Source organism: Nocardia jinanensis (assembly GCF_014645735.1).
GTDB classification, from domain to species: domain Bacteria; phylum Actinomycetota; class Actinomycetes; order Mycobacteriales; family Mycobacteriaceae; genus Nocardia; species Nocardia jinanensis.
Genome location: NZ_BMMH01000004.1, coordinates 126,182 through 148,239 on the forward strand (window position 1 = coordinate 126,182; position 22,058 = coordinate 148,239).

The 22,058-nt window shown below is 67.8% G+C and carries 24 protein-coding genes; 11 read left to right on the forward strand and 13 right to left on the reverse strand.

The features are described from left to right. Window positions 1-46: 46 nt before the first annotated feature. The 3 genes from rsgA to IEY68_RS11795 form a co-directional block, all read right to left on the reverse strand. Window positions 47-1,048: a ribosome small subunit-dependent GTPase A gene (gene rsgA / locus IEY68_RS11785; protein WP_058854522.1), complete on the reverse strand. Its 1,002-nt coding sequence runs from the start codon at window positions 1,046-1,048 to the stop codon at window positions 47-49. Further along, a complete protein-coding gene (aroA, locus tag IEY68_RS11790; RefSeq protein ID WP_058854521.1) occupies window positions 1,045-2,355 on the reverse strand; it encodes a 3-phosphoshikimate 1-carboxyvinyltransferase in 1,311 nt (436 codons plus the stop codon). The genes rsgA and aroA overlap by 4 nt, the downstream gene beginning before the upstream one ends. An 80-nt stretch (window positions 2,356-2,435) precedes the next feature. After that, a complete protein-coding gene (locus tag IEY68_RS11795) occupies window positions 2,436-3,941 on the reverse strand; it encodes an aldehyde dehydrogenase family protein (protein WP_058854424.1) in 1,506 nt (501 codons plus the stop codon). 184 nt (window positions 3,942-4,125) lie between these two features. Between IEY68_RS11795 and IEY68_RS11800 the strand changes: the two genes are divergently transcribed. Continuing rightward, the gene (locus IEY68_RS11800) at window positions 4,126-4,980 is read left to right on the forward strand and encodes an SOS response-associated peptidase (RefSeq protein WP_058854423.1); all 855 of its coding nucleotides are present in this window, start codon (window positions 4,126-4,128) and stop codon (window positions 4,978-4,980) included. A gap of 42 nt (window positions 4,981-5,022) precedes the next feature. On the opposite strand, the gene IEY68_RS11805 is transcribed toward IEY68_RS11800, so the two are convergent. After that, the gene (locus IEY68_RS11805; RefSeq protein ID WP_058854422.1) at window positions 5,023-5,370 is read right to left on the reverse strand and encodes a hypothetical protein; all 348 of its coding nucleotides are present in this window, start codon (window positions 5,368-5,370) and stop codon (window positions 5,023-5,025) included. A 151-nt stretch (window positions 5,371-5,521) separates the two neighbouring features. Further along, window positions 5,522-6,013 (reverse strand): Cys-tRNA(Pro) deacylase, encoded by a 492-nt coding sequence (gene ybaK, locus IEY68_RS11810; RefSeq protein WP_058854421.1) that lies wholly within the window; start codon window positions 6,011-6,013, stop codon window positions 5,522-5,524. A 260-nt stretch (window positions 6,014-6,273) separates the two neighbouring features. On the opposite strand from ybaK, the gene IEY68_RS11815 reads away from it, so the two are divergent. Then, complete coding sequence (locus IEY68_RS11815) at window positions 6,274-6,942, forward strand: sigma-70 family RNA polymerase sigma factor (RefSeq protein WP_156426139.1); 669 nt, start codon at window positions 6,274-6,276, stop codon at window positions 6,940-6,942. Between the two features lie 20 nt (window positions 6,943-6,962). Further along, a complete protein-coding gene (rsrA, locus tag IEY68_RS11820) occupies window positions 6,963-7,235 on the forward strand; it encodes a mycothiol system anti-sigma-R factor (RefSeq protein WP_058854519.1) in 273 nt (90 codons plus the stop codon). Window positions 7,236-7,330: 95 nt separating this feature from the next. Here rsrA and IEY68_RS37075 read toward each other — a convergent pair whose 3' ends face one another. Then, on the reverse strand, window positions 7,331-7,405 hold the full coding sequence (locus tag IEY68_RS37075) for a 50S ribosomal protein bL37 (protein ID WP_022597109.1): 75 nt from the start codon (window positions 7,403-7,405) through the stop codon (window positions 7,331-7,333). A 145-nt stretch (window positions 7,406-7,550) separates the two neighbouring features. On the opposite strand from IEY68_RS37075, the gene IEY68_RS11825 reads away from it, so the two are divergent. After that, window positions 7,551-7,766, forward strand: coding sequence for a biotin/lipoyl-binding carrier protein (locus IEY68_RS11825; protein WP_058854420.1), 216 nt, complete (start codon window positions 7,551-7,553; stop codon window positions 7,764-7,766). Window positions 7,767-8,073: 307 nt separating this feature from the next. Continuing rightward, the gene (locus tag IEY68_RS11830) at window positions 8,074-9,588 is read left to right on the forward strand and encodes a sensor histidine kinase (protein WP_058854419.1); all 1,515 of its coding nucleotides are present in this window, start codon (window positions 8,074-8,076) and stop codon (window positions 9,586-9,588) included. 210 nt (window positions 9,589-9,798) lie between these two features. Here the strand turns inward: IEY68_RS11830 and IEY68_RS11835 are convergent, their stop codons facing one another. Beyond that, entirely contained in the window at window positions 9,799-10,053 is a 255-nt protein-coding gene (locus IEY68_RS11835; protein WP_062998119.1) for a WhiB family transcriptional regulator, read from the reverse strand. 251 nt (window positions 10,054-10,304) lie between these two features. Continuing rightward, a complete protein-coding gene (locus IEY68_RS11840) occupies window positions 10,305-11,252 on the reverse strand; it encodes a diacylglycerol/lipid kinase family protein (protein ID WP_062998121.1) in 948 nt (315 codons plus the stop codon). A gap of 698 nt (window positions 11,253-11,950) precedes the next feature. Between IEY68_RS11840 and IEY68_RS11845 the strand changes: the two genes are divergently transcribed. Further along, on the forward strand, window positions 11,951-12,367 hold the full coding sequence (locus IEY68_RS11845) for a hypothetical protein (protein WP_058854418.1): 417 nt from the start codon (window positions 11,951-11,953) through the stop codon (window positions 12,365-12,367). A gap of 15 nt (window positions 12,368-12,382) precedes the next feature. Here IEY68_RS11845 and IEY68_RS11850 read toward each other — a convergent pair whose 3' ends face one another. The 5 genes from IEY68_RS11850 to IEY68_RS11870 all read right to left on the reverse strand — a co-directional run bounded on the left by IEY68_RS11850 (window position 12,383) and on the right by IEY68_RS11870 (window position 17,286). Next, window positions 12,383-12,889, reverse strand: a complete 507-nt coding sequence (locus tag IEY68_RS11850; protein ID WP_058854417.1) for a GNAT family N-acetyltransferase — start codon at window positions 12,887-12,889, stop codon at window positions 12,383-12,385. A 56-nt stretch (window positions 12,890-12,945) separates the two neighbouring features. Further along, window positions 12,946-13,545, reverse strand: a complete 600-nt coding sequence (locus IEY68_RS11855) for an acid phosphatase (protein ID WP_058854518.1) — start codon at window positions 13,543-13,545, stop codon at window positions 12,946-12,948. 55 nt (window positions 13,546-13,600) lie between these two features. Further along, a complete protein-coding gene (locus IEY68_RS11860; protein ID WP_058854416.1) occupies window positions 13,601-14,101 on the reverse strand; it encodes a nitroreductase/quinone reductase family protein in 501 nt (166 codons plus the stop codon). A 38-nt stretch (window positions 14,102-14,139) separates the two neighbouring features. Further along, complete coding sequence (locus IEY68_RS11865; protein ID WP_063916280.1) at window positions 14,140-15,426, reverse strand: Rv3212 family protein; 1,287 nt, start codon at window positions 15,424-15,426, stop codon at window positions 14,140-14,142. 126 nt (window positions 15,427-15,552) lie between these two features. Then, window positions 15,553-17,286 carry a DEAD/DEAH box helicase gene (locus IEY68_RS11870; RefSeq protein WP_373292976.1) on the reverse strand — a complete coding sequence of 578 codons (1,734 nt, stop codon included), beginning with the start codon at window positions 17,284-17,286 and terminating at the stop codon, window positions 15,553-15,555. Between the two features lie 545 nt (window positions 17,287-17,831). Between IEY68_RS11870 and IEY68_RS11875 the strand changes: the two genes are divergently transcribed. From IEY68_RS11875 to IEY68_RS11895, 5 genes are all read left to right on the forward strand, one after another. Next, window positions 17,832-18,971 carry a polyhydroxyalkanoate synthase family protein gene (locus IEY68_RS11875; protein ID WP_308434961.1) on the forward strand — a complete coding sequence of 380 codons (1,140 nt, stop codon included), beginning with the start codon at window positions 17,832-17,834 and terminating at the stop codon, window positions 18,969-18,971. Window positions 18,972-19,012: 41 nt separating this feature from the next. Further along, window positions 19,013-19,714, forward strand: a complete 702-nt coding sequence (locus tag IEY68_RS11880; RefSeq protein WP_058854516.1) for a ferritin-like fold-containing protein — start codon at window positions 19,013-19,015, stop codon at window positions 19,712-19,714. 184 nt (window positions 19,715-19,898) lie between these two features. Next, on the forward strand, window positions 19,899-20,321 hold the full coding sequence (locus tag IEY68_RS11885; protein WP_058854415.1) for a YciI family protein: 423 nt from the start codon (window positions 19,899-19,901) through the stop codon (window positions 20,319-20,321). Next, on the forward strand, window positions 20,306-21,499 hold the full coding sequence (locus tag IEY68_RS11890; RefSeq protein WP_229718733.1) for an RNA polymerase sigma factor: 1,194 nt from the start codon (window positions 20,306-20,308) through the stop codon (window positions 21,497-21,499). Before IEY68_RS11885 ends, IEY68_RS11890 begins: the two co-directional genes overlap by 16 nt. A gap of 268 nt (window positions 21,500-21,767) precedes the next feature. Then, on the forward strand, window positions 21,768-21,995 hold the full coding sequence (locus tag IEY68_RS11895) for a DUF3107 domain-containing protein (protein WP_058854413.1): 228 nt from the start codon (window positions 21,768-21,770) through the stop codon (window positions 21,993-21,995). Window positions 21,996-22,058: the final 63 nt, after the last annotated feature.

The following is a 22,058-nucleotide window of genomic DNA, read 5'->3' on the forward strand; positions in this document are numbered from 1 at the left end:
GAACACCGACCTTTCGCACCTGCCGCGCAGGCAGCGGACGGGAGTGTCACCACTGGTCGTTGGAGTTCAACGCGACCAACAGCATGCGGATCGCGGCCACCCGCCGGGCCCGGTCCGGGAGTTCGTCGAGGGCGCATTCGGGATCGGCGGGCGGTCCCAGATGCGTGCAGCCGCGCGGGCAGTTCTCGATCGCCCCGGCCAGATCGGTGAACGCCGCGATCACATCGTCGGGTGTGATGTGGGCGAGGCCGAAGGACCGGATGCCCGGAGTGTCGATGACCCAGCCGCCGCCCGGCAGAGCCAGCGCGACCGACTGAGTAGAGGTGTGTTTGCCCTTGCCGACCCCGGATACCTCGCCGACCGCGCGCGCGGCATCGGGTACCAGCCGGTTGACCAGGGTGGATTTCCCCACCCCGGAATGGCCCAGAAAACAGGTGAGATGCCCGGTGAGCAGGTTCAAGGTCGCGTCGAGCGGGTCGTCGATCCCGGCGTAGACGATGGTCAGATCCAGATCGTCGAACGCCGCCGCGAATTCCGAATCACCGGCCAGGTCGTGTTTGGTGAGACAGAGCACCGGTTCCAGCCCACCCGCGTAGGCGGCCACCATCGCCCGCTCCACGAAACCGGTGCGTGGTGGCGGATCGGCCAGCGCCACCACGATGAACAACTTCTCCGCATTGCCGACCACCACCCGCTCGAACGGATCGGTGTCGTCGGCGGTGCGCCGCAGCACCGTGGTCCGTTCGGTGACCCGGACGATGCGCGCGAGAGTATCGGGCCGGCCGGAGAGGTCACCGACCACATCGACCTGATCGCCGACCACGATGGGGGTCCGTCCCAGCTCCCGGGCTCGCATGGCCACCAGCGGACGGTGCGGGTCACTGTCGAGCACGCACCCCCAGCGGCCACGGTCCACCGATACGACCATCGCCGGCTGCGCGTCCTGGTGCTGCGGGCGGGTCTTGGTCCGCGGCCGCGAACTCCGTCCGGGACGCACCCGGACATCGGATTCGTCGTAGGAGGCGGTGGTGCGGCCGCGGCGGTTCAGTGAGCCGCTCCCGGTTCGGCCGTCTGCGGGTCGAGCATGGCTTCCCACAGGGCAACGAAATCGGGCAGCGTCTTCGCGGTGGTCCCGATATCCTCGATCTCGATATCCGGCACGGCGAGTCCGAGGATCGCCCCGGCCGTGGCCATCCGGTGATCGGCGTAGGAATGCCAGCGGCCGCCGTGCAGCGGGGCCGGGACGATCTCCAGACCGTCCTCGGTTTCGGACACCTGCCCGCCGAGCCGGTTGATCTCGGTGGACAGGGCGGCGAGCCGATCGGTCTCATGACCGCGTAGATGGGCGATCCCGCGCAGGCGGGACTCCGAATCCGCCAGCGCAGCCAGCGCCGCGACGGTCGGCGTCAGCTCACCCACATCGTGCAGATCGATATCGATACCGGCCAGCCGATCCGGTCCGGTCACGGTGAGCGCGCCGTCGCTGAAACCGGCCTCGGCGCCCATCCGCACCAGGATCTCCCGGATCACATCGCCGGGCTGGGTGGTCAGCCGCGGCCAGTGCGGAATGCTGACCCGCCCGCCGGTGACCGCGGCCGCGGCCAGGAACGGGGTGGCGTTGGAGAGGTCCGGTTCGATGGACCAGTCGACCGCGCGGATCGGGCCGGGGGAGACGGTCCAGGTCTGCTCGCCCCGGATATCGGCCGGCGCCTCGACCGCGACATCGGCGCGACGCAGCATTTCGACCGTCATCTCGATATGCGGCATGGAGGGCAAGGCGCTACCGGAGTGGCGAACCACCACCCCCTCGTCGAACCGGGCGGCCGACAACAGCAGCCCCGAGACGAACTGCGAGGAACCGGAGGCATCGATGGTGATGGCACCGCCGCGCAGCGCGCCGGTGCCGCGCACGGTGAACGGCAGCGCGTCACCCTCGATATCGGCGCCCAGCCCGCGCAGGGCGTCCAGGATGGTGCGCAGCGGGCGGACCCGCGCGGCGATATCGCCGTCGAAGGCGGTATCGCCGACCGTGAGAGTCGCGACCGGGGGTACGAACCGCATCACGGTTCCGGCCAGCCCGCAGTCGACCTGCCCACCCTGTAGCGGGCCGGGGGTGACGGCGAGGGTATCGGCATCACCGATGATCTGGGTGCCGAGGGCGCGCAGCGCGGTGATCATCAGACCGGTATCGCGACTGCGCAGGGCGCCGGTGATGGTGGAGGGGCCGTCGGCGAGCGCGGCCAGGACCAGAGCTCTGTTCGTGATGGATTTGGATCCGGGCAGGGTGACGGTCGCATGCACGGGGGCATCGACATGGGGCGCTGGCCAGAAACTCACTCGACCATCTTGGCGCATCGAGGTGACATACGCGTCGGTGGTGCTCGTAAGTGTGTCGTCGAGCACCACCGGTCGCGTCCCGGGCTGTAGCGGCCGGATTACTTGTTCCGGCCGTGCAGCAGCGGCACCATCCGGCGCAGCATCTTCATGTTGGCCTGGGTGCGCCGGTAGCTCTGCAACGCCATTCCGGGAATCGTGAAGCGCTGCACCGCGATCGAATGCGGACGCACGAATTCCCGCAGACCCGGCTCGCCGTGGATGCGGCCGATACCGGAATCCGCGCTGCCGCCGAAGGGCAGACCGGGGATGGCGGCGAAGCCGAGCACCGAGTTCACCGAGGTCGCGCCGACCTTCAGCCGGCGGGCGATCTCGAGGCCCTGTTTCTTCGAATACACGGCCGAGGCGAGGCCGAAGGTGGTGTTGTTGGCCAGATCGACTGCCTCGTCGATGCTGTCCACCGTGGTGACGGTGACAGTGGGACCGAAGGTCTCCTCTTTGACCGCCGCCGAATCCTCGTCCACGTCGACCAGTACGACAGGTTCGATGAAGGGGCCTTTGATCGATTCCGGGCCGCCCAGCAGGGCTTTGCCACCGCTGGCCAGGGCCGCGTCGATATGCTTCTTGACGATATCGATCTGGCTCGGCATGGTCATCGGGCCGTAGGCGGCGTTCTTGTCCGAACCCGGTTTCACATCTTTCAGGATGCGGGTCAGTTCGGCGAGGAACTCTTCCTTGACCGACTTGTCCACATAGACACGTTCGACACCGGCGCAGGTCTGGCCGCTGTTGGAGGTCGCGCCCCAGGCGATGGCGTCGGCGGCGGCTTTCACATCCGCGTCGGCGGCCACGATCACGGGGTCTTTACCGCCGCATTCCAGGAGGACCGGGGTGAGGTTCTCGGCGGCGGACGCCATGATCTTGCGGCCGGTGGCTGCCGAACCGGTGAAGGCGACCTTGTCCACACCGGATTTCACCAGGGCCGCGCCGGTGGCGGCCAGCCCGTTGATCGCGACGAAGACGCCCTCGGGCAGCTCGGGATTGGCCTCGGAGAAGGCCTCGGCGAGGAAATTGCCGATACCCGTGGAGAATTCCGACGGTTTGAACACCACGGTGTTGCCGGCGGCCAGGGCGTAGGCCAACGACCCGTTAGGGGTGTAGACGGGATAGTTCCACGGTCCGATGACGCCGATGACTCCGAGCGGCCGGTATTCGATGCGGGCCGAGAAATTCGCCATCAGGGGGCCCGACGGAACCTTCTGCGGGGAGAGGGTCTTCTTGGCGTGTTTGGCGGCCCAGGCGATGTGCTCCAGCGCCAGCATCAACTCCAGGAAGGCGTCGTCGAGCGGCTTGCCGTTCTCGGCGTGGATGAGCGCGCAGAATTCATCCGATTTGGCCACCAGCCGGCTGGACCAGCGCAGCAACGCTCTCTTACGTCCGTCGAAGCCCAGATCCTCCCAGACGGGAGCGGCGGCACGCGCCTTCGCGACAGCCTCGGCGACCGCCTTCTCATCGGCGATCGGGTACGTGGCCAGGGTCGCTCCTGTGGCCGGATCGACCGAGGTGAGCACCGACTCTTTCTCGGTAGCGTTTTCGGTGGTTGTCACAGGTTCTCCTCTGTGGAAGTAGGGCAAATAGCTGCGCGCGTGAACGGGCAGCCTGTGACCGCCGCGTCCCCGGTGAGAGAATGCTAAGACATAACTCTCAACACGTCACCACGTACTAGCATCATTGTCGCGGACAGGCCCGGGATTGTCTTGATCTGTCGGTATTCGGTGCGAGTATCGGAATATGTGCGGACGGTATGCGACGACGACGGACCCCGGACGGCTCGCGGTAGAGCTGGACGCCATCGACGAGACCGAGATCCCGGGTGATTCCGGAGCGCGTGGCAGCGCATCGGTGGCGGGGGAGGACGCGGACACCCGCCGCGACGACCGGAGGCCGGGAGTGAACTACAACGTCGCCCCGACAACACAGATCCTCACCGTCGTCGACCGGCATACCCACGAACATCCCGATGACACCCCCAGCCGCCGGATCCGGCGAATGCGCTGGGGTCTGATCCCGCACTGGACCAAAGCCGCCGAACCGGGCATCCCGGTGAAGGGTAGACCGTTGTTCAACGCCCGAGCGGACAAGGCCGCGACGCTCCCGTCGTTCCGGGACGCGGTGAAATACCGGCGCTGCCTGGTGCCGATGGACGGCTGGTACGAATGGCTGGTCGAGCCGGACCCATCCGGGCCGGGCAAGGGAAAGAAGCCCAGGGTCGTCAAACACCCGTACTTCATGTCCCATCCCGACGGCTCCCGGCTCTACATGGCCGGCCTGTGGTCGGTCTGGAAGGACCGCTCGCTCGACGACCCCGAACCGCTGCTGTCGTGCACCATCCTCACCACCGACGCGATCGGGGATCTCACCCGTATCCACGATCGGATGCCACTGCCCATGCCCCCCGAACGCTGGGGCGCCTGGCTGGACCCCGATCATCCCGCCCCGGCCGACCTGCTCGAGCCGCCGAGCGAGGAACTGGTGGCCGAGATCGCGGCCCGGCCGGTCTCGCCCCTGGTGAACAGCGTCAAGAACAACGGGCCGGAACTACTGGCATCGCCCGGGGACGCCGCGGAGCAGACCACGCTGCTGTGACCCCGCGGCGCCCGCAGCGTTGAGCCGCCCCGGGCTCGTTGCTCAGTCGCCCAGCGGGCAGTCGACCGTCGTAGTAAAGATACTCAGAGCGCATTTGAGCGTATCGGCATTGAGGTCGATGACCTCGGTCGCCAGCCCACCGCCGGCGTTTTCGGCGCGTTCGGCCATCTCGTCCAACGGACTGCTGTCCTCCGGACTGCTGTCCTCCGGACTGTTGTTCTTCGGGCTGTTGTTCTCCGGATTGTTCTCGGAGCCGCCCTGACCGTCGAGCGGGAACTCGCCGGGTGCCGCGAGCGCCGACGGCGCGGACAGCAGTGCCGGGCCGACGCTCAGGGCCACGGCCGCGGATACAGCGACGAACACAGAGCGCACGGACTTGCGCGGGGACATATCGCATCACATCCTCGGAGTCGACGATCGGTCGTACCAAGTAACGCATACGAGACCGCCTGACCTGGTCAATTACCGTCCGCCGCGCGGTGCGAAACCCAATTCGGGTGGTATCCGGCGTACTGCCGTTCCATCCGCCTGGTCACGCTCGTCAGGCAGTGACCGGGGCGGTGACGGCGGCGGTCAGCCGGACCAGATCGGTGGGTGCGAGTGCGATCTCGAGGCCCCGGCGCCCGGCACTGCAGAACACCCGATCCCAATCCAGTGCCGACGCGTCCACCACCGTCGGATACCTCTTGCGCTGCCCCAGCGGCGATATACCGCCGAGAACATAGCCGGTGCCGCGTTCGGCCCGGGTCCGGTCGGCCATGGCCGCCTTCGGCGCACCCAGCGCCGCTGCGGCGGCCTTCAGCGACAGCGTGCCGGGCACCGGTAGCACCGCGACGGCCAAGGCGCCGGTCGACAGTTCCAGCACCAGTGTCTTGAAGATCTGCCGCGCTTCGATTCCGAGCCGGGCGCCCAGCACATCGGCCGCTTCACCCCCGAAGGTGCCCGCCCGAGGGTCGTGCTCGTAGCTGTGCACCGTATGCGCGGCACCGGCGGTGAGCAATGCCCGGATCGCCGGAGTGGCGGCTGCTGCCATGGACCGGACCCTACCGTCCGGGTGGCAACGTCCTGTGAGGTGTCTTTCCCGTGGTCGGGGAACACTTCGCGACCACAGTGAGTTGTACGCGGCAGAAACAGCGCAAGAGTGAAGGAGTGACGGTGTCCGTTCTCGTCGAACCACGCCCGGTCCACCACGATCCGGCTCCGGCGCGCACGCGGTTCTTCCCGCAGTACACACTCCCGGTAGATTTGGCTGGTAAGCCGATCGAAGGGACACGTGTGACGAGCGAGGACGACGTGGCGACCGACACCGGCGGCGACGCGCGGCCTGCCGGGCAGCCGGAGACCGACGCCGAACTGGTCCAGCGGTTCGAGCGGGACGCGCTACCCATGCTGGATCAGCTCTACGGTGCCGCGCTGCGGATGACGCGTAACCCCGCCGACGCCGAGGACCTGGTCCAGGAGACCTATGTCAAGGCCTATGCCGGTTTCAAATCCTTCAAAGAAGGCACCAACCTGCGGGCCTGGCTGTACCGGATCCTCACCAACACCTACATCAACTCGTATCGCAAGAAACAGCGCCAGCCCGCGCAGTACCCGACCGACGAGATCACCGACTGGCAGCTCGCGGCGACCGCCGAGCACAGTTCCACCGGACTGCGCTCCGCCGAAGTCGAAGCCCTCGACGCACTCCCTGACGACGACATCAAAGCCGCCCTCGTGCAACTGCCCGAGGAATTCCGGATGGCGGTGTACTACGCCGATGTCGAAGGGTTCCCGTACAAGGAAATCGCCGACATCATGGGTACCCCGATCGGTACGGTGATGTCCCGGCTGCACCGCGGCCGGAAACAACTGAAGGGTTCGCTCGCCGACGTGGCACGCGAACGCGGGTTCAACCGCACCGCATCCCAGCCCGGCGATTCCGATACCGCCGCGGCGGTGCGCCAGGAGGTCAAGCAGTGAGCACCGAGCACGATCCCGATATGGAGCTCGACTGCACGGCGGTACTGGCCGACGTCTGGCTCATGCTCGATGGCGAATGCGACGACAGCACCCGCGAGCGGCTCCAGCACCATATGGACCACTGCGCGCCGTGCATCGAGGCCTACGGCATCGAAGAGAAGATCAAGAGCATGCTGCACCGCAAATGCGGCGGCGACCGGGCTCCCGATTCGCTGCGCGAACGGCTCACCGTCGAGATCCGCGGGGTCACCTTCCGCTCCGGTGACCTCCCGGCCGATCCGGGCCGGGCCTGACCTCGGACCCGCCGCCCAGCACCCGAACACCGAGCGGCCCGCACTTCGACGAAGTGCGGGCCGCTCGTGGTCTGTGCCCGGCCTCAGCCGGACGCTCAGGCGTTGGGACGCTTGCCGTGATTGGCGGCATTTCCCTTACGGCTGCGCTTCTTGCGGCCACGCTTACCCATAGGTAGCTCCTCCTGGGGACATATCCCGCGACTGCGGGGAGTACATGTTGATCCTCGCCATTGTTCCACGTGTGGTTGGCTGTACCGACGGCGGTACAGTGGGCACCGGCCCCGAGACCGGAACGAACCTAGCGAACGGGGTGTCATGGCGGAAGAAGTGCGGGCGGAAATGGTCTCCACAGTGCTCACCGTCGAGGTCGAGATCGGGGAACAGGTCACCATCGACCAAACCCTGGTTCTGCTCGAATCCATGAAAATGGAGATCCCGGTGATCACCGAGGCAGGCGGCGAAGTCGCCTCCATCGCCGTCACCCCCGGCCAGGTACTCCAGCAGGGCGACCTCATCGCCGTCATACAGTAATTTTGGCGGCGCCTTCGGCGCCGCTGGCGGGGCCCTATTAACCCCGGTTCTTCACTCCGCCGCTCAGTCGCTGCGCTCCTTCGCTCTGTCGCTCCAGAACCGGGGCGGGCCCCGCCTGCGGAGGTGCGCACCCGCCGCCGAGGTTTGGCTCATCCAGATCCTGGCCCGTCGACGGGAGTCTCGGCCGGGCGGGTGTGATCGTGGAAGTGCTGCCCGAACAACGCCCCCTGTGACCTGAATCCCAAGTGGGCTCATCGGGAGGCGGCGCCGGGCGAGCTCGTGCGGGGATTGTGAAAAGCTCGGTGGTATGTCGACACTGAGTGATCTGCTGGCCGAGCACACCGACCTCCCCGGGTTGGCTGTGGATCATCTGCAGCGGGTTGTCGGTGACTGGCAGTTGCTCGCCGATCTGTCGTTCTCGGATCTGCTGTTGTGGGTGGGGGCGGGGCCGGTGCACAACGGTGCCGACATCGTCTGTGTCGCGCAGTGCCGGCCGACCACCGCGCCGACGGTGCATCTGGAAGATCTGGTCGGCACCACAGCACGGCATGCGGAGCATTCGCAGGTGTTCGAGGCGCTCACTCGGGGGAAAATCGTGCGCACCGATACCGAGGGGGAGGCGCAGGGGGTGTACCACCCGCATCCGGTTCACGCGATCCGGGAGGCGATCCCGGTGCGTTGCGGTGACGATGTGATCGCGGTACTCAGCCGCGATACCGACCAGCAGCGGTCGCGGGTGCGCAGCAGCCTGGAGATCGCCTATGTCGCATGCGCCGACGACCTGTGCCAGATGATGGCCGATGGGACGTTCCCGACCACCGAGGACCGTGCTGCCACCCATTCCAGCCCGCGGGCGGGCGACGGATTCATCCGGCTCGATACCGAGGGGATCGTCACCTACGCCAGTCCGAACGCGCTGTCGGCGTATCACCGAATGGGTTTGCAGGCCGATCTGGCGGGGCAGGATCTGGCGATCACGACGCGGTCGCTGATCACCGATCCGTTCGACGCGCAGGAGGTGGTCGGGGATATCCAGGCCGCGCTGGCGGGGCGCACCGGCCGCCGGATGGAAGTGGAGGCGCGCGGTGCCACGGTACTGCTGCGCACCTTGGTGCTACGGCCGCACGGCGAGCTGGCGGGGGCTGCCGTGCTCGTCCGGGATGTCACCGAGGTCAAGCGCCGGGACCGGGCACTGCTCAGCAAGGATGCCACCATCCGGGAGATCCATCACCGGGTGAAGAACAATCTGCAGACCGTGGCCGCGTTGCTGCGGTTGCAGGCGCGTCGCACCGAGAACGACGAGGCGCGGGTGGCGCTCACCGAATCGGTACGCCGGGTGACCTCCATCGCGTCGGTGCACGAGATGTTGTCCATGTCCGTCGACGAGGAAGTCGATCTGGACGAGGTGGTGGACCGGCTGCTGCCGATCATGGCCGATGTCGCCACCGTGCACACGGCCCGGATCACGGTGCGGCGGGCGGGATCACTGGGAGTCTTCTCGGCCGAACGCGCGACCCCGTTGGTGATGGTGCTGACCGAACTGGTGCAGAACGCCATCGAGCACGCCTTCGACGGCGGCCAGAACGGTACGGTGACCATCCGGTCGGAGCGGTCGGCACGCTGGCTGGACGTGATCATCAGCGATGACGGTCGCGGGCTTCCGGAAGGATTCAGCCTGCAATCCTCCGACAGCCTGGGTCTGCAGATCGTGCGCACGCTGGTGACGGCGGAGCTGGGCGGTACGATCGGCCTGCATCCGGGCGCCGATATCGGAACGGACGCGGTGCTGCGGGTACCTCTGGGGCGTCGTTCGGCACGTTGATACCTGACGGAAACTCGCCGGTTTCAATTATGCATACCCGTGATCATCTGTGGTCGAAAACACGGGATGATTTGCTGGGAGATATTCCTGCAAACTCTCGGCCGCCGTTCGGACGGTCGTAGAGAAAATTCAGCCCGGCACCAGAATTCTGGTGCCGGGCAATCGCGACTCCCCGGGCCGGGCTGGGTCCGGTAATCGCTTCCCCGCGCTCTAGACCGAGGTTCGAGTGCGGGTGCGCGCATTGCGGCGCTTGAGCGCACGCCGCTCGTCTTCACTCATACCGCCCCATACGCCGGCGTCCTGCCCGGATCCCAGAGCCCAGGACAGGCATTCGGCGGTAACGGGGCAGCGAGCGCAGACCAGCTTGGCATCGGCAATCTGCGCGAGCGCAGGACCACTGTTGCCCACCGGGAAAAACAGTTCAGGGTCCTCGTCACGACAGATGGCCTTATGGCGCCAGTCCATTCCTTCTGCTCCTTTGTAGGGCGCCGCACAGGGCGCCGATCGGTTGGTGGGTCGTTCACTTGTGCGAACTGAATGTTTCCGCACGGTTGCTTGTGAATGCTTTCACGAACACCGTAGATGTCAATAGGTATCCGATGCACCGTGGGGAAGCTCACCCACTGAAGTCCCGCATCGGGACCTGCCGCAGTCCTTTGTACTCGCCCACGCCGGTTTCTGCAGCACAACGGGATGTATTTCCCGAATGCGTCAGTTCAAACCGGTCGCGGTGCGACCACGTCCAGGACGTTGGGCACAGCGGTGAAATCCACCACGTCGCGTTCACCGATGAAGTCGCCGTCGATTTGCAGACCGATCGGATCGGCGCAGGTGATGCGCACCGACGGGACGTCGTCGTCACGGAACAATTTCCGCGACTTCGGCTCGGAGTGCGGCGACAGCAGTTGTGTCGCCAGGCGCAGTGTAGGCAGTAACGCCATGGTTCGCACGGCGAACACACCGAGTCCGGTTTCGAACCTGGTAGCCGGATTGGTGCGGACCGGAGTCGCGTTCAGATAAGTCCACGGACTGGTATTCGTCACAAAGGCGTAATGGACGCCGGAAACGGGTTCGTGTCCGGGGACGTGCACGGTGACTTCGGGCGGGTCGCGTTTGACGCGGAAGAACTGCCGGACAGTCGTACGCAGATAGCGCGTCGGCGTCGCGGCACGACCCTTCGCGCGAGCCGTATCGATCGCGGCGCACACATCGGCGTCCAGCCCCATCCCCGCGCTGAAACAGAACCAGCGATCATCGGTGAGCCCCAACCCGATCCGGCGATCCGAGTCCCCGGCCTTGAGCAGATCGATCAACTGATTGGTGGCCGCCACCGGATCGGGCTTGATATCCAGCGACCGCGCGAACACATTGGCCGAACCCCCGGGAATGATCCCGAGCCGCGGCCGCCACACCTGCCCGTCGTCCACCTGCGGCAGCGGCACGAACCCGTTGATGGTCTCGTTGACCGTCCCGTCCCCGCCGTGCACGACGATCAGATCCATCTCATTGGTCGCCGCCCACTGGGCCAGCTCGGCGGCATGCCCGCGATGCTGGGTGTGCGCCACCGTCAACTGGGTCCGGCTCTCCAGCGCATGCGCGAGCAGATCACGCGTGGCCGCCGTGGTAGAGGTCGCATTCGGGTTGACGATCAACAACGTCCGCACCTACGCACCTTAATGGACTGTGTTTATGGCGGCGCCTTCGGCGCCGCGGGGCGGGGCCCTGTCGACCCCGGGTCTTCACTCCTGCGCTCAGTCGCTGCGCTCAGTCGCTTCGTCGCTCCAGAAACGGGGCGGGCCCCGCCTGCTGAGGTGGACTATTTGGGCTGGACGGAAGGTATGTGCGGAAGCGCACCTCGATCGCCTGGATACGTTCACGACTCGGTAAGTGCTCGATGGTCACCGATTTATGGACGGCCGACCGCACGTCGCGCGCGCTCGGTCGCTGCGCTCCTTCGCTTTCCCTCCAGTACTGGGGCGGACACCGACCGCAGGTGGCGGCCATTCCGAGTGGACAGGGGCTTGGGTGGACTGCGTCTTGTGCACCGGGATGGGTTCATGACTCTGTCAGCGGCTCGAGGGTCCGGGCCCGTGGAAGGTGGGCTGTGCGTTCGCTGGGCTGTTCGTGACCGGTGTCCGATAGCGAGCTCTTCCAGGTGCCCGGATACGCGGAAAACGGCGGAACGGCTGCGGGGGCCGGGGCGCGGAACTGTTCGGAAACTATCCCGGTGGGCAGGGGCATTCGGCCTCGGCGCGACACGGGTGAAGCCTGTGAGCCCCATGGGCTGAACGGCGGGGCCCTGGGGCGCGCGACCCCGCGACGCCGCAGGCGGTGCCGTCGGCGCAACACCTAAGCTGGCCGGGTGGTCGAGCGAAAAGACGTGGGCGTGCCCGGTACGGTCCGTGGTGCCGGGGGGTTGGTGACGCTGGAGGGCGCGGTCGCGGTGGTCGTGGCGGTGGTGCTGATCGTGCGGGCGCTGCTGGGGCACCGGGAGGACGACATCAGCGGGTACGGCACGGCCATGTGGTTCGGCATTCTGGGGGGTGCGGTGCTGGCGTCGGGAATCGGGCTGTTGTTCGGGCAGCGGTGGGGACGGGCGATCGCGGTGATCACGCAGCTGCTGCTGTTGCCGGTGGTGTGGTCGCTGTTGTTCGGGTCGGGGCAGCCGCTGTACGGGACCGTGCTGGGAGTGGTGGCGCTGGGTGCGCTGGGGCTTTTGTTCGCACCCCCCACCTCACGCTGGGCGGCTCAGGAGTACGGGGCCGTGGCCGAGGAGTGAGGGCCGGCGCGTGATTCAGCCGGCGGTGGCGCCTGCCGCGGTATCGGCGAGGGCGGTGAGTGCTTCGCCGGACAGGCGGTAGCCCACCCAGTCGTCCTGAGCCCGGGCGCCCAGTGATTCGTAGAACCCGATGGAGGGTGTGTTCCAGGTGAGTACCGACCAGCTCACCCGGCTGTAACCGTGGGTGCGGGCCTCTTGCGCGAGTGCCGCGAGCAGTGCCCGGCCGAGACCGCCCCGGCGGGCCTCGGGTGTGACGTAGAGGTCTTCGAGGTAGATCCCGTGCACGCCGTCCCAGGTGGAGAAGTTCAGGAACCAGATGGCGCATCCGCTGATCGCGCCGCCCAGCACTGCCACATGGGCGAAAACCGCGGGATCCGGACCGAACAGCGCGGTATGCAGCTGTTCGGTCGTCAGCGTGCATTCTCGGCGGGCTTTCTCGTACTCGGCCAGGCCGTAGACCAGCTCGACCAGGGCGGGCACATCGCCGGGCTCGGCACGGCGGATGAGCGGGGCGGACGTCACGGGCGTGGGCTCCTTGCCTTTTCGCGGATGGATGTGCGGAGTGCCCGCAGCGGTGGTCAGGGGTGGTCCGGGCGGAGGTTGTGCGCCCACAACGTGGCGTCCTCGTGTTCGTAGCCCAGGACACTCACCGCGGCCGTGGCGAGGGCGAAACGACGACCCTCCCGGACATCGAAACCCAGCCAGCGGGCGATGAGGGCGCGGGAGAAATGGCCGTGCCCGATCAGGATCACATCGCGTTCGCCGAGGACGGCGGTGGCCCGGCCCAGCACCCGGTCGGCGCGGGCGCCGACCTCCGCGGCGGATTCACCACCGGGTATCGCGCCCGTCCACACCGTCCAGCCGGGGTCCCGGGTGCGGATCTCCGGGGTGGTACGGCCCTCGTAGTCGCCGTAGTCCCATTCGGCCAGGTCCGGGTCGATCGTGGCCCCGGGCGATCCGGCCAGTTCGGCGGTGCGCCGGGCGCGCGCCCGGGGACTGACGAAGACGAGGGGATCGCGCAGCTTCAGGCCGGCCAGCACCCGGCCCGCGGCTGCGGCCTGCCGGGTGCCGGTGGCAGTGAGCGGCACGTCGGTGCGGCCGGTATGGCGGTGTTGAACCGACCATTCGGTCTCACCATGGCGGACCAGCACCACGCGGGCATCGTCGGAGCCGGGCATACGGTCCATCATGCCCGGCCGGACGCCGGGCACGATGCTCAGCCGCCCGCCGGGATCATTTCGCCAGGGTCAGCACTACAAGGGGTACCGGTTGCGTGGTGGTGGCCTGGAAATCGGCGAGTAGCGGGTTGTTCTCCAGCGCCCAGGCCGCGAATTCCTCGTAGGCCGCGCCGGTGAGTACCCGTGCCGTGCCGTGGTAGACGTGATCGCCCGACTCCACGATCACCGCGGGATCGGCGCGCACATTGTGGTACCAGGACGGGTAACCGCCCTCGACGAACGAACTGATGTACAGGGTCTCGCCGCGATAGAGCGCACCCAGCGGGACTACATGCCGTTTACCGGTCCGCGCGCCGGTGGTGGTGAGCAGCAGCAGTTCGGCCCCCGCGTAGGCCCCGCCGACCCGGCCGCCGTTGGCCCGGAACTCCCGGATCACCTCGGTGTTCCAGGCGGCCGGGCCCTGCTCGTCGGCCTGGTTCCACGGGGCGTCCGGGTCGTCGTAGCGGAGGCGGCCGGCCACGGGGGCCGCGTCGAGGGGGTGTGCTGCTTCGGTCATGGCGGGCAGTCTGCCGGAGGGCACCGACAGAAAACGGTTCAGCGCAACGGTTTTGCGGGTCGTCCGGTCTCGCTGCGCGGTGAATCGGAGGTATCCGGATCGGCGAGGGCCACGAGTTGGCCGTCGCGGTGTTCGAGCACCGTGTTACCGAGAACGCCGAGCGAGATCGGGCCGCCGCCGTAATCGGGGCGTGCCACCGGGATACGGCCCACCTGGGCCCCGGTGGCAGGGTCGAGCGCGGCGATGGCGCCGGGTATCGGCAGCAGTATCTTCCCGGCCATCGGAACGGGGGTGCCGAGTGCGTCGGCAGCGGTCCACATCGGATCGAACGTTCCGGCGTTCAAGGCGATCACGCTGTTCCCGGTGAACACCAGGAAGGCCGAACCGGTTCGCAGGGTCCCCGCGGTCTCGTCGAGCGGTGCCGAGAGTTCCTGCACCACAATCGGATTGCCCTTGGCGTCGAGGATCGTCAACCGCGGGGCCTCGGGATCGGCGCCGCCGGTGCCGGGTTGGTAGACCGCGATCCGGTTGTCCGATACCGCGATCACGCGGGCATCGGCGGAAGCCGCGCCCGCGCCCTCCAGCAGGTGCGACCCGTACTCCTCGGGAACGTTGTCGTCCTTGGGCGCGGGTGCCAGCACGGAGATCCGGTTCGCCGGTTCGCCGGGGCAGCGTTCCAGCACTACCAGCCGGGAGGGACTGGACGCGGCCGACAGGAGTTCGCAGCCCTTACGCGGCTGTGTCTTCCAGTTCTCTTTGGCGTCGACATAGCCGTACTCGAGGGTGCGCACCAGATCCGAACGCCAGACCTCGAGCCGGTCGGGGCCCTGGGCGACCACATAGGTGCCGTCCACGGACAGGCGCACTCGATCGTCCATATAGCTGCTGCGTGCGGTCCGGCGTTGTCCGTCGGCGCCGGAGACCATGGTCGTCTCGCTGCAGCCGCGATCGGTGCGGTAGACGGCCACAACCATTCCGAACTGGGATTCCACCCCGCACAGCGGCAGTTCCCGCGTGTAGCGCCACACCTGCTCACCGGTACGCGGATCGTGCCCGACCACGCTGCCGTTCGCCCCGGTCACCGCCACCCCTTCGGAAGTGAGCGCCCGGGTGGTCGCGGTATCGGGGGCACGCCACATCTCCTGGAGCTTTCCGGGCAGTTTCGCGGCGGGCTGCGGGGGCCGGGCCGGTTGGCCGGCGACGACGGATTCGGTGTTCGCCACCCCGCTGGTCGCCCATGCCACGATCACCGCTACCACCACGAACACGGCGATCGCGGCTGCGGTGAGGACGTCGGCGCGCGTTCGCCGCTCAGGTGCGAGCACGTAGGCGAGCGTAACGGATGGCCGGTCCACGTCCCGACGGTGCTCGCGACCCCTCACCGGGGCCGGTGGGCCCGGAAACGCCACGAGCGCCGACGGTGTCCAACCGTCGGCGCTCGTGGGTGCGGGTCAGGCCTGAGCCGTCGCGCTCTCGCTCACCGGAGATCCGGCGTTGTCGCCGTTGTCCGCGCGCGAGGTGGACTCCCCGCCGTTCTCGGTATCGGCCGGTTTACGGCGCCGCCGGCGGCGGGCCGGCTTGTCCGTGCTGTCGGCGCTGTCGGTGCCGTTGGTTACCGCCTCGGCCTCGGCGGTGCCGGAGTCGGTCGAACTGTTGTCCTCGCTCACACCGGACTCGGTATCGGCCGGACGTCGCCGCCTGCGCCGGCGACGGGCAGGTGCCTCGCCGGTATCCGAGCCGGCGTCCGCCGGCGCATCGGTCTCGGGCGTGGTCGTGGTGGAATCCGCGTCGGTCGGCTGGCCGGCGCGAGTGCGCCGGCGGTTGCGTTTGCGTGGCGCCCGCTCGGGACGTTCCACCACCACGGCGTCCGGATCACGCTGAGGTTTCTGCGCTCCGACGGTGCCGGTGACACCCTCCGGGATACCCAGATCGGCGAACAGGTGCGGAGAGCGCGAATACGTCTCCACGGGTTCGGGGATACCCAGCCCGAGAGCGGCGTCGATAGACGACCAGCGGGTCAGCTCGTCCCAATCGATCAAGGTGACCGCGACGCCGGTACGCCCGGCCCGGCCGGTGCGGCCGATCCGGTGCACGTAGGTCTTCTCGTCCTCCGGGCACTGGTAGTTGACGACATGGGTCACATCGTCGATATCGATCCCGCGCGCCGCGACGTCGGTCGCGACCAGGACATCGATGGCGCCCTTCCGGAATTTGGTGAGGGCTTTCTCGCGGGCGATCTGGCCGAGATCACCGTGTACGGCGCCGACGGCGAAACCCCGTTCGGCCAATTCGTCGGCGACCTTCTGCGCGGTGCGTTTGGTGCGGGTGAAGATCATCGTGGCGCCACGGGTCTCGGCCTGCAGTATCCGCGCGACCAGTTCGCTCTTGTCCAGGGCATGCGCCCGGTAGACGAATTGTGCGGTGCGATCGTGTACCGCGGAATCGTGCGGCTCCTCGGCGCGAATATGGGTCGGGCGGGTGAGGAATGTGCGGGCCAGGGTGATGATCGGACCGGGCATGGTCGCCGAGAACAGCATCGTCTGCCGTTTGTCCGGGACCATTCCGAGAATGCGTTCGATATCGGGCAGAAAGCCCAGATCGAGCATTTCGTCGGCTTCGTCCAATACCAGGACGCCCACTTTGCCCAGGATCAGATGCTGCTGATCGGCCAGGTCGAGCAGGCGACCGGGGGTGCCGACGACGACATCCACACCCGAGCGCAGCGCCGCGATCTGCGATTCGTAGGGGCGGCCGCCGTAGATCGAGGTGACCCGCAGCGGTCCCTTCTGGTTGGTGAGGTATTTCGCCGCGTTCTCCAGGTCCTGGGTCACCTGGATGCACAGTTCGCGCGTGGGCACGATGATCAGGGCGCGCGGCGTGCCGTCCAGCGGTGTGGTCCCGGATTCGGTGGTGCTGATCCGGTGGAGCAACGGAACTCCGAAACCGAAGGTTTTACCCATACCGGTACGGGCCTGGCCGATGAGATCCTCGCCGGCCAGCGCCAGGGGCAGGGTGAGTTCCTGGATTGCGAAAGTGCGTTCGATACCGATCTCACCGAGTGCGCGGACGATTTCGTCGCGTACTCCCAATTCGGTGAAAGTCGGTGCGGTGTGTGCGGAGTCCAACTCGGCTGTCAGCAGTGTCTCCGCCAGACCGGGTTCCGGTTCTACTGTGATCTTGCTCAGGTTCGTGCCTTCCCTCGTTATCGCGCTACACGCGCACGAGGCGTGGGGCGGACCGGCCGGCCCGCGACGACCACGGATCCGCCCTGCGATACTCACCCGGGCCGCCGCCGGATGTCGGCAGGTGCCCGCGAACGGGGCAGCGAAGCTCGGACATCGGCGCAGCGCATCGGTGACGCGGATCTGGTGCGCGCACATTTTCCGTGGACCCCGGAGAATTCTCTGACCACCGCACGGCGCACCCGGGGTGCGCGACTTTCGGTACTGCCGTTCTCATGGATCGGCTGAATTCTTCCGTTGTCCGTCGCGATTGTAGCGTGCTATTGTTCCCCGCTCCGAAAGGCGCTGTCGCGAATCCGCTGGACGTTGTCCTTTTACGCATCCGCTCCGAGTGAGCGGTCCTGTGCGGCAGAACGTTTCACCCGGTGCGGCGACCGCGCCCGCGACCCCGGACACTGTCGTGTCCAGGAAGTGATTCGGCACACACTGCTCTCCCCGGGCACGGGCGTAGCTGGTACCGGCATACACGGGTATGAGAGATTCGAGCCGTGAGCATCGCAGACCGAGGTATCGCCCTGGCCGACCGCGCCGTCCGCGCGGTCGACCCGGACGGCGAGCTGTCCCGGGCCGTCGAGCGGGCCGCTCGCAACGCCTGGGCCCTCACCTTCGGTGACGGTGTGGAAGGTCGCCGCCCCACCCCGGCGTCGGTGCTGTGGGACGAACCGCATCGTCAGCTCCGGCGTTTCGAACCCGGCCCGGTCGCGGGCACCACCGACCCCGCGGCGGCCGCGGTCCTGCTGGTACCGCCCCTGGCCGCACCCGCCGGCTGTTTCGATCTGCGCCCGGGGCAGAGTCTCGCGGAATTCCTGCTGGAGACCGGTCGTGCGCCGTACGTGATCGACTACGGCGAGATCACCTACGCCGACCGCCGGATGGGCTTCGACGACTGGGTCTACGACATCCTGCCCGAAGCGATCCGCCGCACCGCCGCCGATCGCGTCGCGGCCGGTGGTGAACCGGAGGTGGATCTGGTCGGCTGGTCGCTGGGCGGCACCATGGCCCTGCTGACCGCGGCCGCGGACGTCGGCCTGCCGGTGCGGTCGATCACCGCTGTCGGTCCCCCGCTGAACTACAGCGCCATGCCGATGACCCCGCAGCTGGCCGCCGCCGCGCGGCTCACCGGGACCGGCGCGGCCGTGGGCGCGGCCCTGCGCGCGGTGGGTGGTGTCCCGGCGCCCCTCACCCGGCTCGCCTATCGCCTCAGCGCCTGGGACCGCGAGGTCAAACGACCCTGGTTCGTCGCCAGCAACCTCGCCCGCACCGAATCGCTGGCTCGGATGGAGGCAGTCGACCGCTTCATGGCCGATATGCCCGGCTATCCGGGCCGGGTGTACCAGCAGCTGTGGAACCGGCTGGTACTGCGCGACGAAATCGGTCGCGGCGAGGTCGATTTCGGGCAGGGGCCGATCCGGCTGGCCGATATCACCGCACCGGTGCTGCTGGTCGGCGGGCCCGCCGATGTCATCACCCCGGCCCGTGCGGTCGAGCACGGGTTGCGCACACTCACCGGTGCGAAAGCGGTCCACTACGAGACGGCGCCCGGCGGGCATCTGGGCATCCTCGCCGGCGCCACCGCCCGCGCGACGACCTGGACCTATCTCGACAAGTTTCTCACCACACCGGTGTGACCGCCGCGGTCCGCGCCGACGGCGTACTACGCTGGAGTTCCATGGGAGCACAGTCACCCGCCGGGTTGGGTGTAACACCGAGCGATTCGTCCACTTCGCTGATTCCCGCCGATCATGCCGGCGTGACCGACCTGTTCGCCGTACTGGCCTACGGTGAGATATCCGCGTTCTACCGGCTGAGCGAGGAAGCCACGCTGTCGCCGTCGCTGCACGGCAAGGTCGCCGTGGCGCGGATGGCGGCGGCCGAGCTCGCGCATTTCGAACGGCTCGACGTGGCACTGACCGCGCGCGGCGCCGATGTGTACGCGGCCATGGCTCCGTTCACCCGGGCGCTCGACGACTATCACCGCTCCACCGACCCGTCCACCTGGCTGGAGTCGATGGTCAAATTCCATGTCGGCGACGGGATCGCCGCCGACTTCTATCGGGAGATCGCCGGTGCCCTGAGCCCGGACGTGGCGGCCGTGGTGCGCGATGTACTCGCCGATACCGGTCACTCCGAATTCGTCGTCGAAGAAGTCCGCCGGGCCGTCGCGACCAGCCGATCCGAGCGCGACCGGTTGACGCTGTGGGGCCGGCGGCTGCTCGGTGAAGCGATCACTCAGGCGCAGTACGTGATGGCGCAACGCGATGAACTCACCGAGCTGGTCCTGGCGGCCACCGGCGATCTCAACGGTATCGCCACGCTGTTCGACCATATGCAGACAGCACATGCCGAACGAATGGCGGTCCTGGGCCTCTGACCGCTCGTGGCAGCGCCGGAAAAGAATTTCGGCGGTGATGTCGAGAACCCGTGCGCGGCTCCGTCCCCGGAGTGAACGACCAGAAAGGTCGCACGAGCGCGGAGGAGAACACCATGGTGCGATACCTCCGCCTTCGCCGCGGCCTCCACGGACCGCATGGACCGGCATCAAGAGGAGAACATCAATGACCAAGTACCTGTTGCTGAAGCATTACCGCGGCGCCCCGGCTTCGGCGAACGACGTCCCGATGGATCGATGGACGCCGGCGGAGATCTCGGCGCATGTGCAGTACATGGACGATTTCGCGGCCCGCCTCGTGGAAACCGGTGAATACGTCGACAGTCAGGCGCTGGCCCCCGAGGGGACCTTCGTCCGATCCGACGGCGCGGGGCGTCCACCGGTCACCGACGGTCCGTTCGCCGAGACCAAGGACCTCATCGCCGGGTGGATGGTGATCGACGTCGACAGTTACGAGCGGGCCCTCGAACTGGCCGGAGAACTGTCGGCCGCACCCGGGGCCGGTGGGAAGCCGATCCACGAATGGCTCGAACTGCGCCCGTTCCTGACCGCGCCGCCCACCATCACCACAGAGTGGCTGCACCGATAAACGGCTCCGGAGCGATCTCCGTGGGCGACGCGGCCCTGCTCCGGAGCCTCACACCGAGTGTGCTCACCGTCCTCGTCCGCCGCGGTGCCGATTTCGCGGCGGCCGAGGACGCGGTACAGGAGGCCCTGGTCGAGGCCCTCCGCGTCTGGCCCGGCGATCCGCCGCACGACCCCAAGGGCTGGCTGGTCACGGTGGCCTGGCGCAAGTTCGTCGATACGACCCGTTCCGATACCGCCCGGCGCCGGCGCGAGGACCGCGTCGGCGAGGAACCGGAGCCCGGGCCGGCGGCCACGGTGGACGACACTCTGCAGCTGTACTTCCTGTGCGCCCACCCGTCGCTGACGTCGTCGTCGGCGGTCGCGCTCACCCTGCGCGCCGTGGGCGGGCTGACCACCCGCCAGATCGCGCAGGCCTACCTGGTGCCGGAAGCCACCATGGCGCAGCGCATCAGCCGGGCCAAACGCACCGTCTCCGGTATGCGGTTGGACCGGCCCGGCGACGTCGGCACCGTGCTGCGGGTGCTCTACCTGGTGTTCAACGAGGGTTATTCCGGCGATATCGACCTCGCCGCCGAGGCCATCCGGCTCACCCGGCAGCTCGCGGCCGCGCTAGACCACCCGGAGGTCGCCGGGCTGCTCGCCCTCATGCTGCTGCACCACGCCCGGCGCGCCACCCGCACCGCGCCCGACGGCAGTCTGGTGTCGCTGGCCGAACAGGACCGCAGCCGGTGGGATACCCGGCTGATCGCCGAGGGAGTGGAGATCCTGCAGGCCGCCCTCGCCCGTGACCGGCTGGGCGAGTTCCAGGCCCAAGCCGCCGTCGCGGCCCTGCACGCCGACGCGCGAACCGCCGCCGAAACCGACTGGGTCCAGATCGTCGAGTGGTACGACGAACTCGTCCGCCTGACCGACAGCCCCGTCGTCCGGCTCAACCGCGCCGTCGCCGTGGGCGAGGCCGATGGCCCCCGTGCGGGCCTGGCGGCGCTCGCCGAACTGGACAATTCGCTACCGCGCTACACCGCGGTAGCGGCCTACCTCCACGAACGCGACGGCGACCCGGTCACCGCGGCCCACCTGTACGCCGAAGCCGCCCGCGCGGCCACGAACCTCGCCGAGCGCGACCACCTGATCCGCTGCGCCGCCCGCCTCAACACGGCCCAGCACGATCGATCCCTCTGATTCCTCTCGTCGACTGATTCTTCTCGTCGACTCCGAATGGTCCACCTCAGTGGCGGGGCCCGCCCCGGTTCTGGAGCGACGTAGCGAAGGAGCGCAGCGACTGAGCGAAGGAGTGAAGAACCGGGGTTAATAGGGCCCCGCCCCGCGGCGCCGAAGGCGCCGCAGATAAACACTGTTCGCTGACAGCGCACCCCGTCGTGTGTCGGGGCCACATCAGCTGAACTAGCCTTACTGGGACAGCACAGGACTCTAGGTTCGGAGGTTGGCCGTGGAGGTCAAGATCGGTATTTCGGATAGCCCGCGTGAACTCGTCATCGCCAGCTCGCAGACTCCGGAGGAGGTCGAGGCTCTGGTTTCCGAGGCGCTGGGTTCCGCGAGCGGTGTGCTGGCGCTGGCCGACGAGAAGGGCCGTAAGTACCTGATCCAGGCCGGCAAGGTCGCTTATGTGGAGATCGGCGCGGTGACCGGCGGCCGGGTGGGTTTCGCGGCGGTCTGAGTTCTGATCCCGGACGAACCGAAGCCCCTGCCGATCCGGCAGGGGCTTCGTCGTATCCGGGCT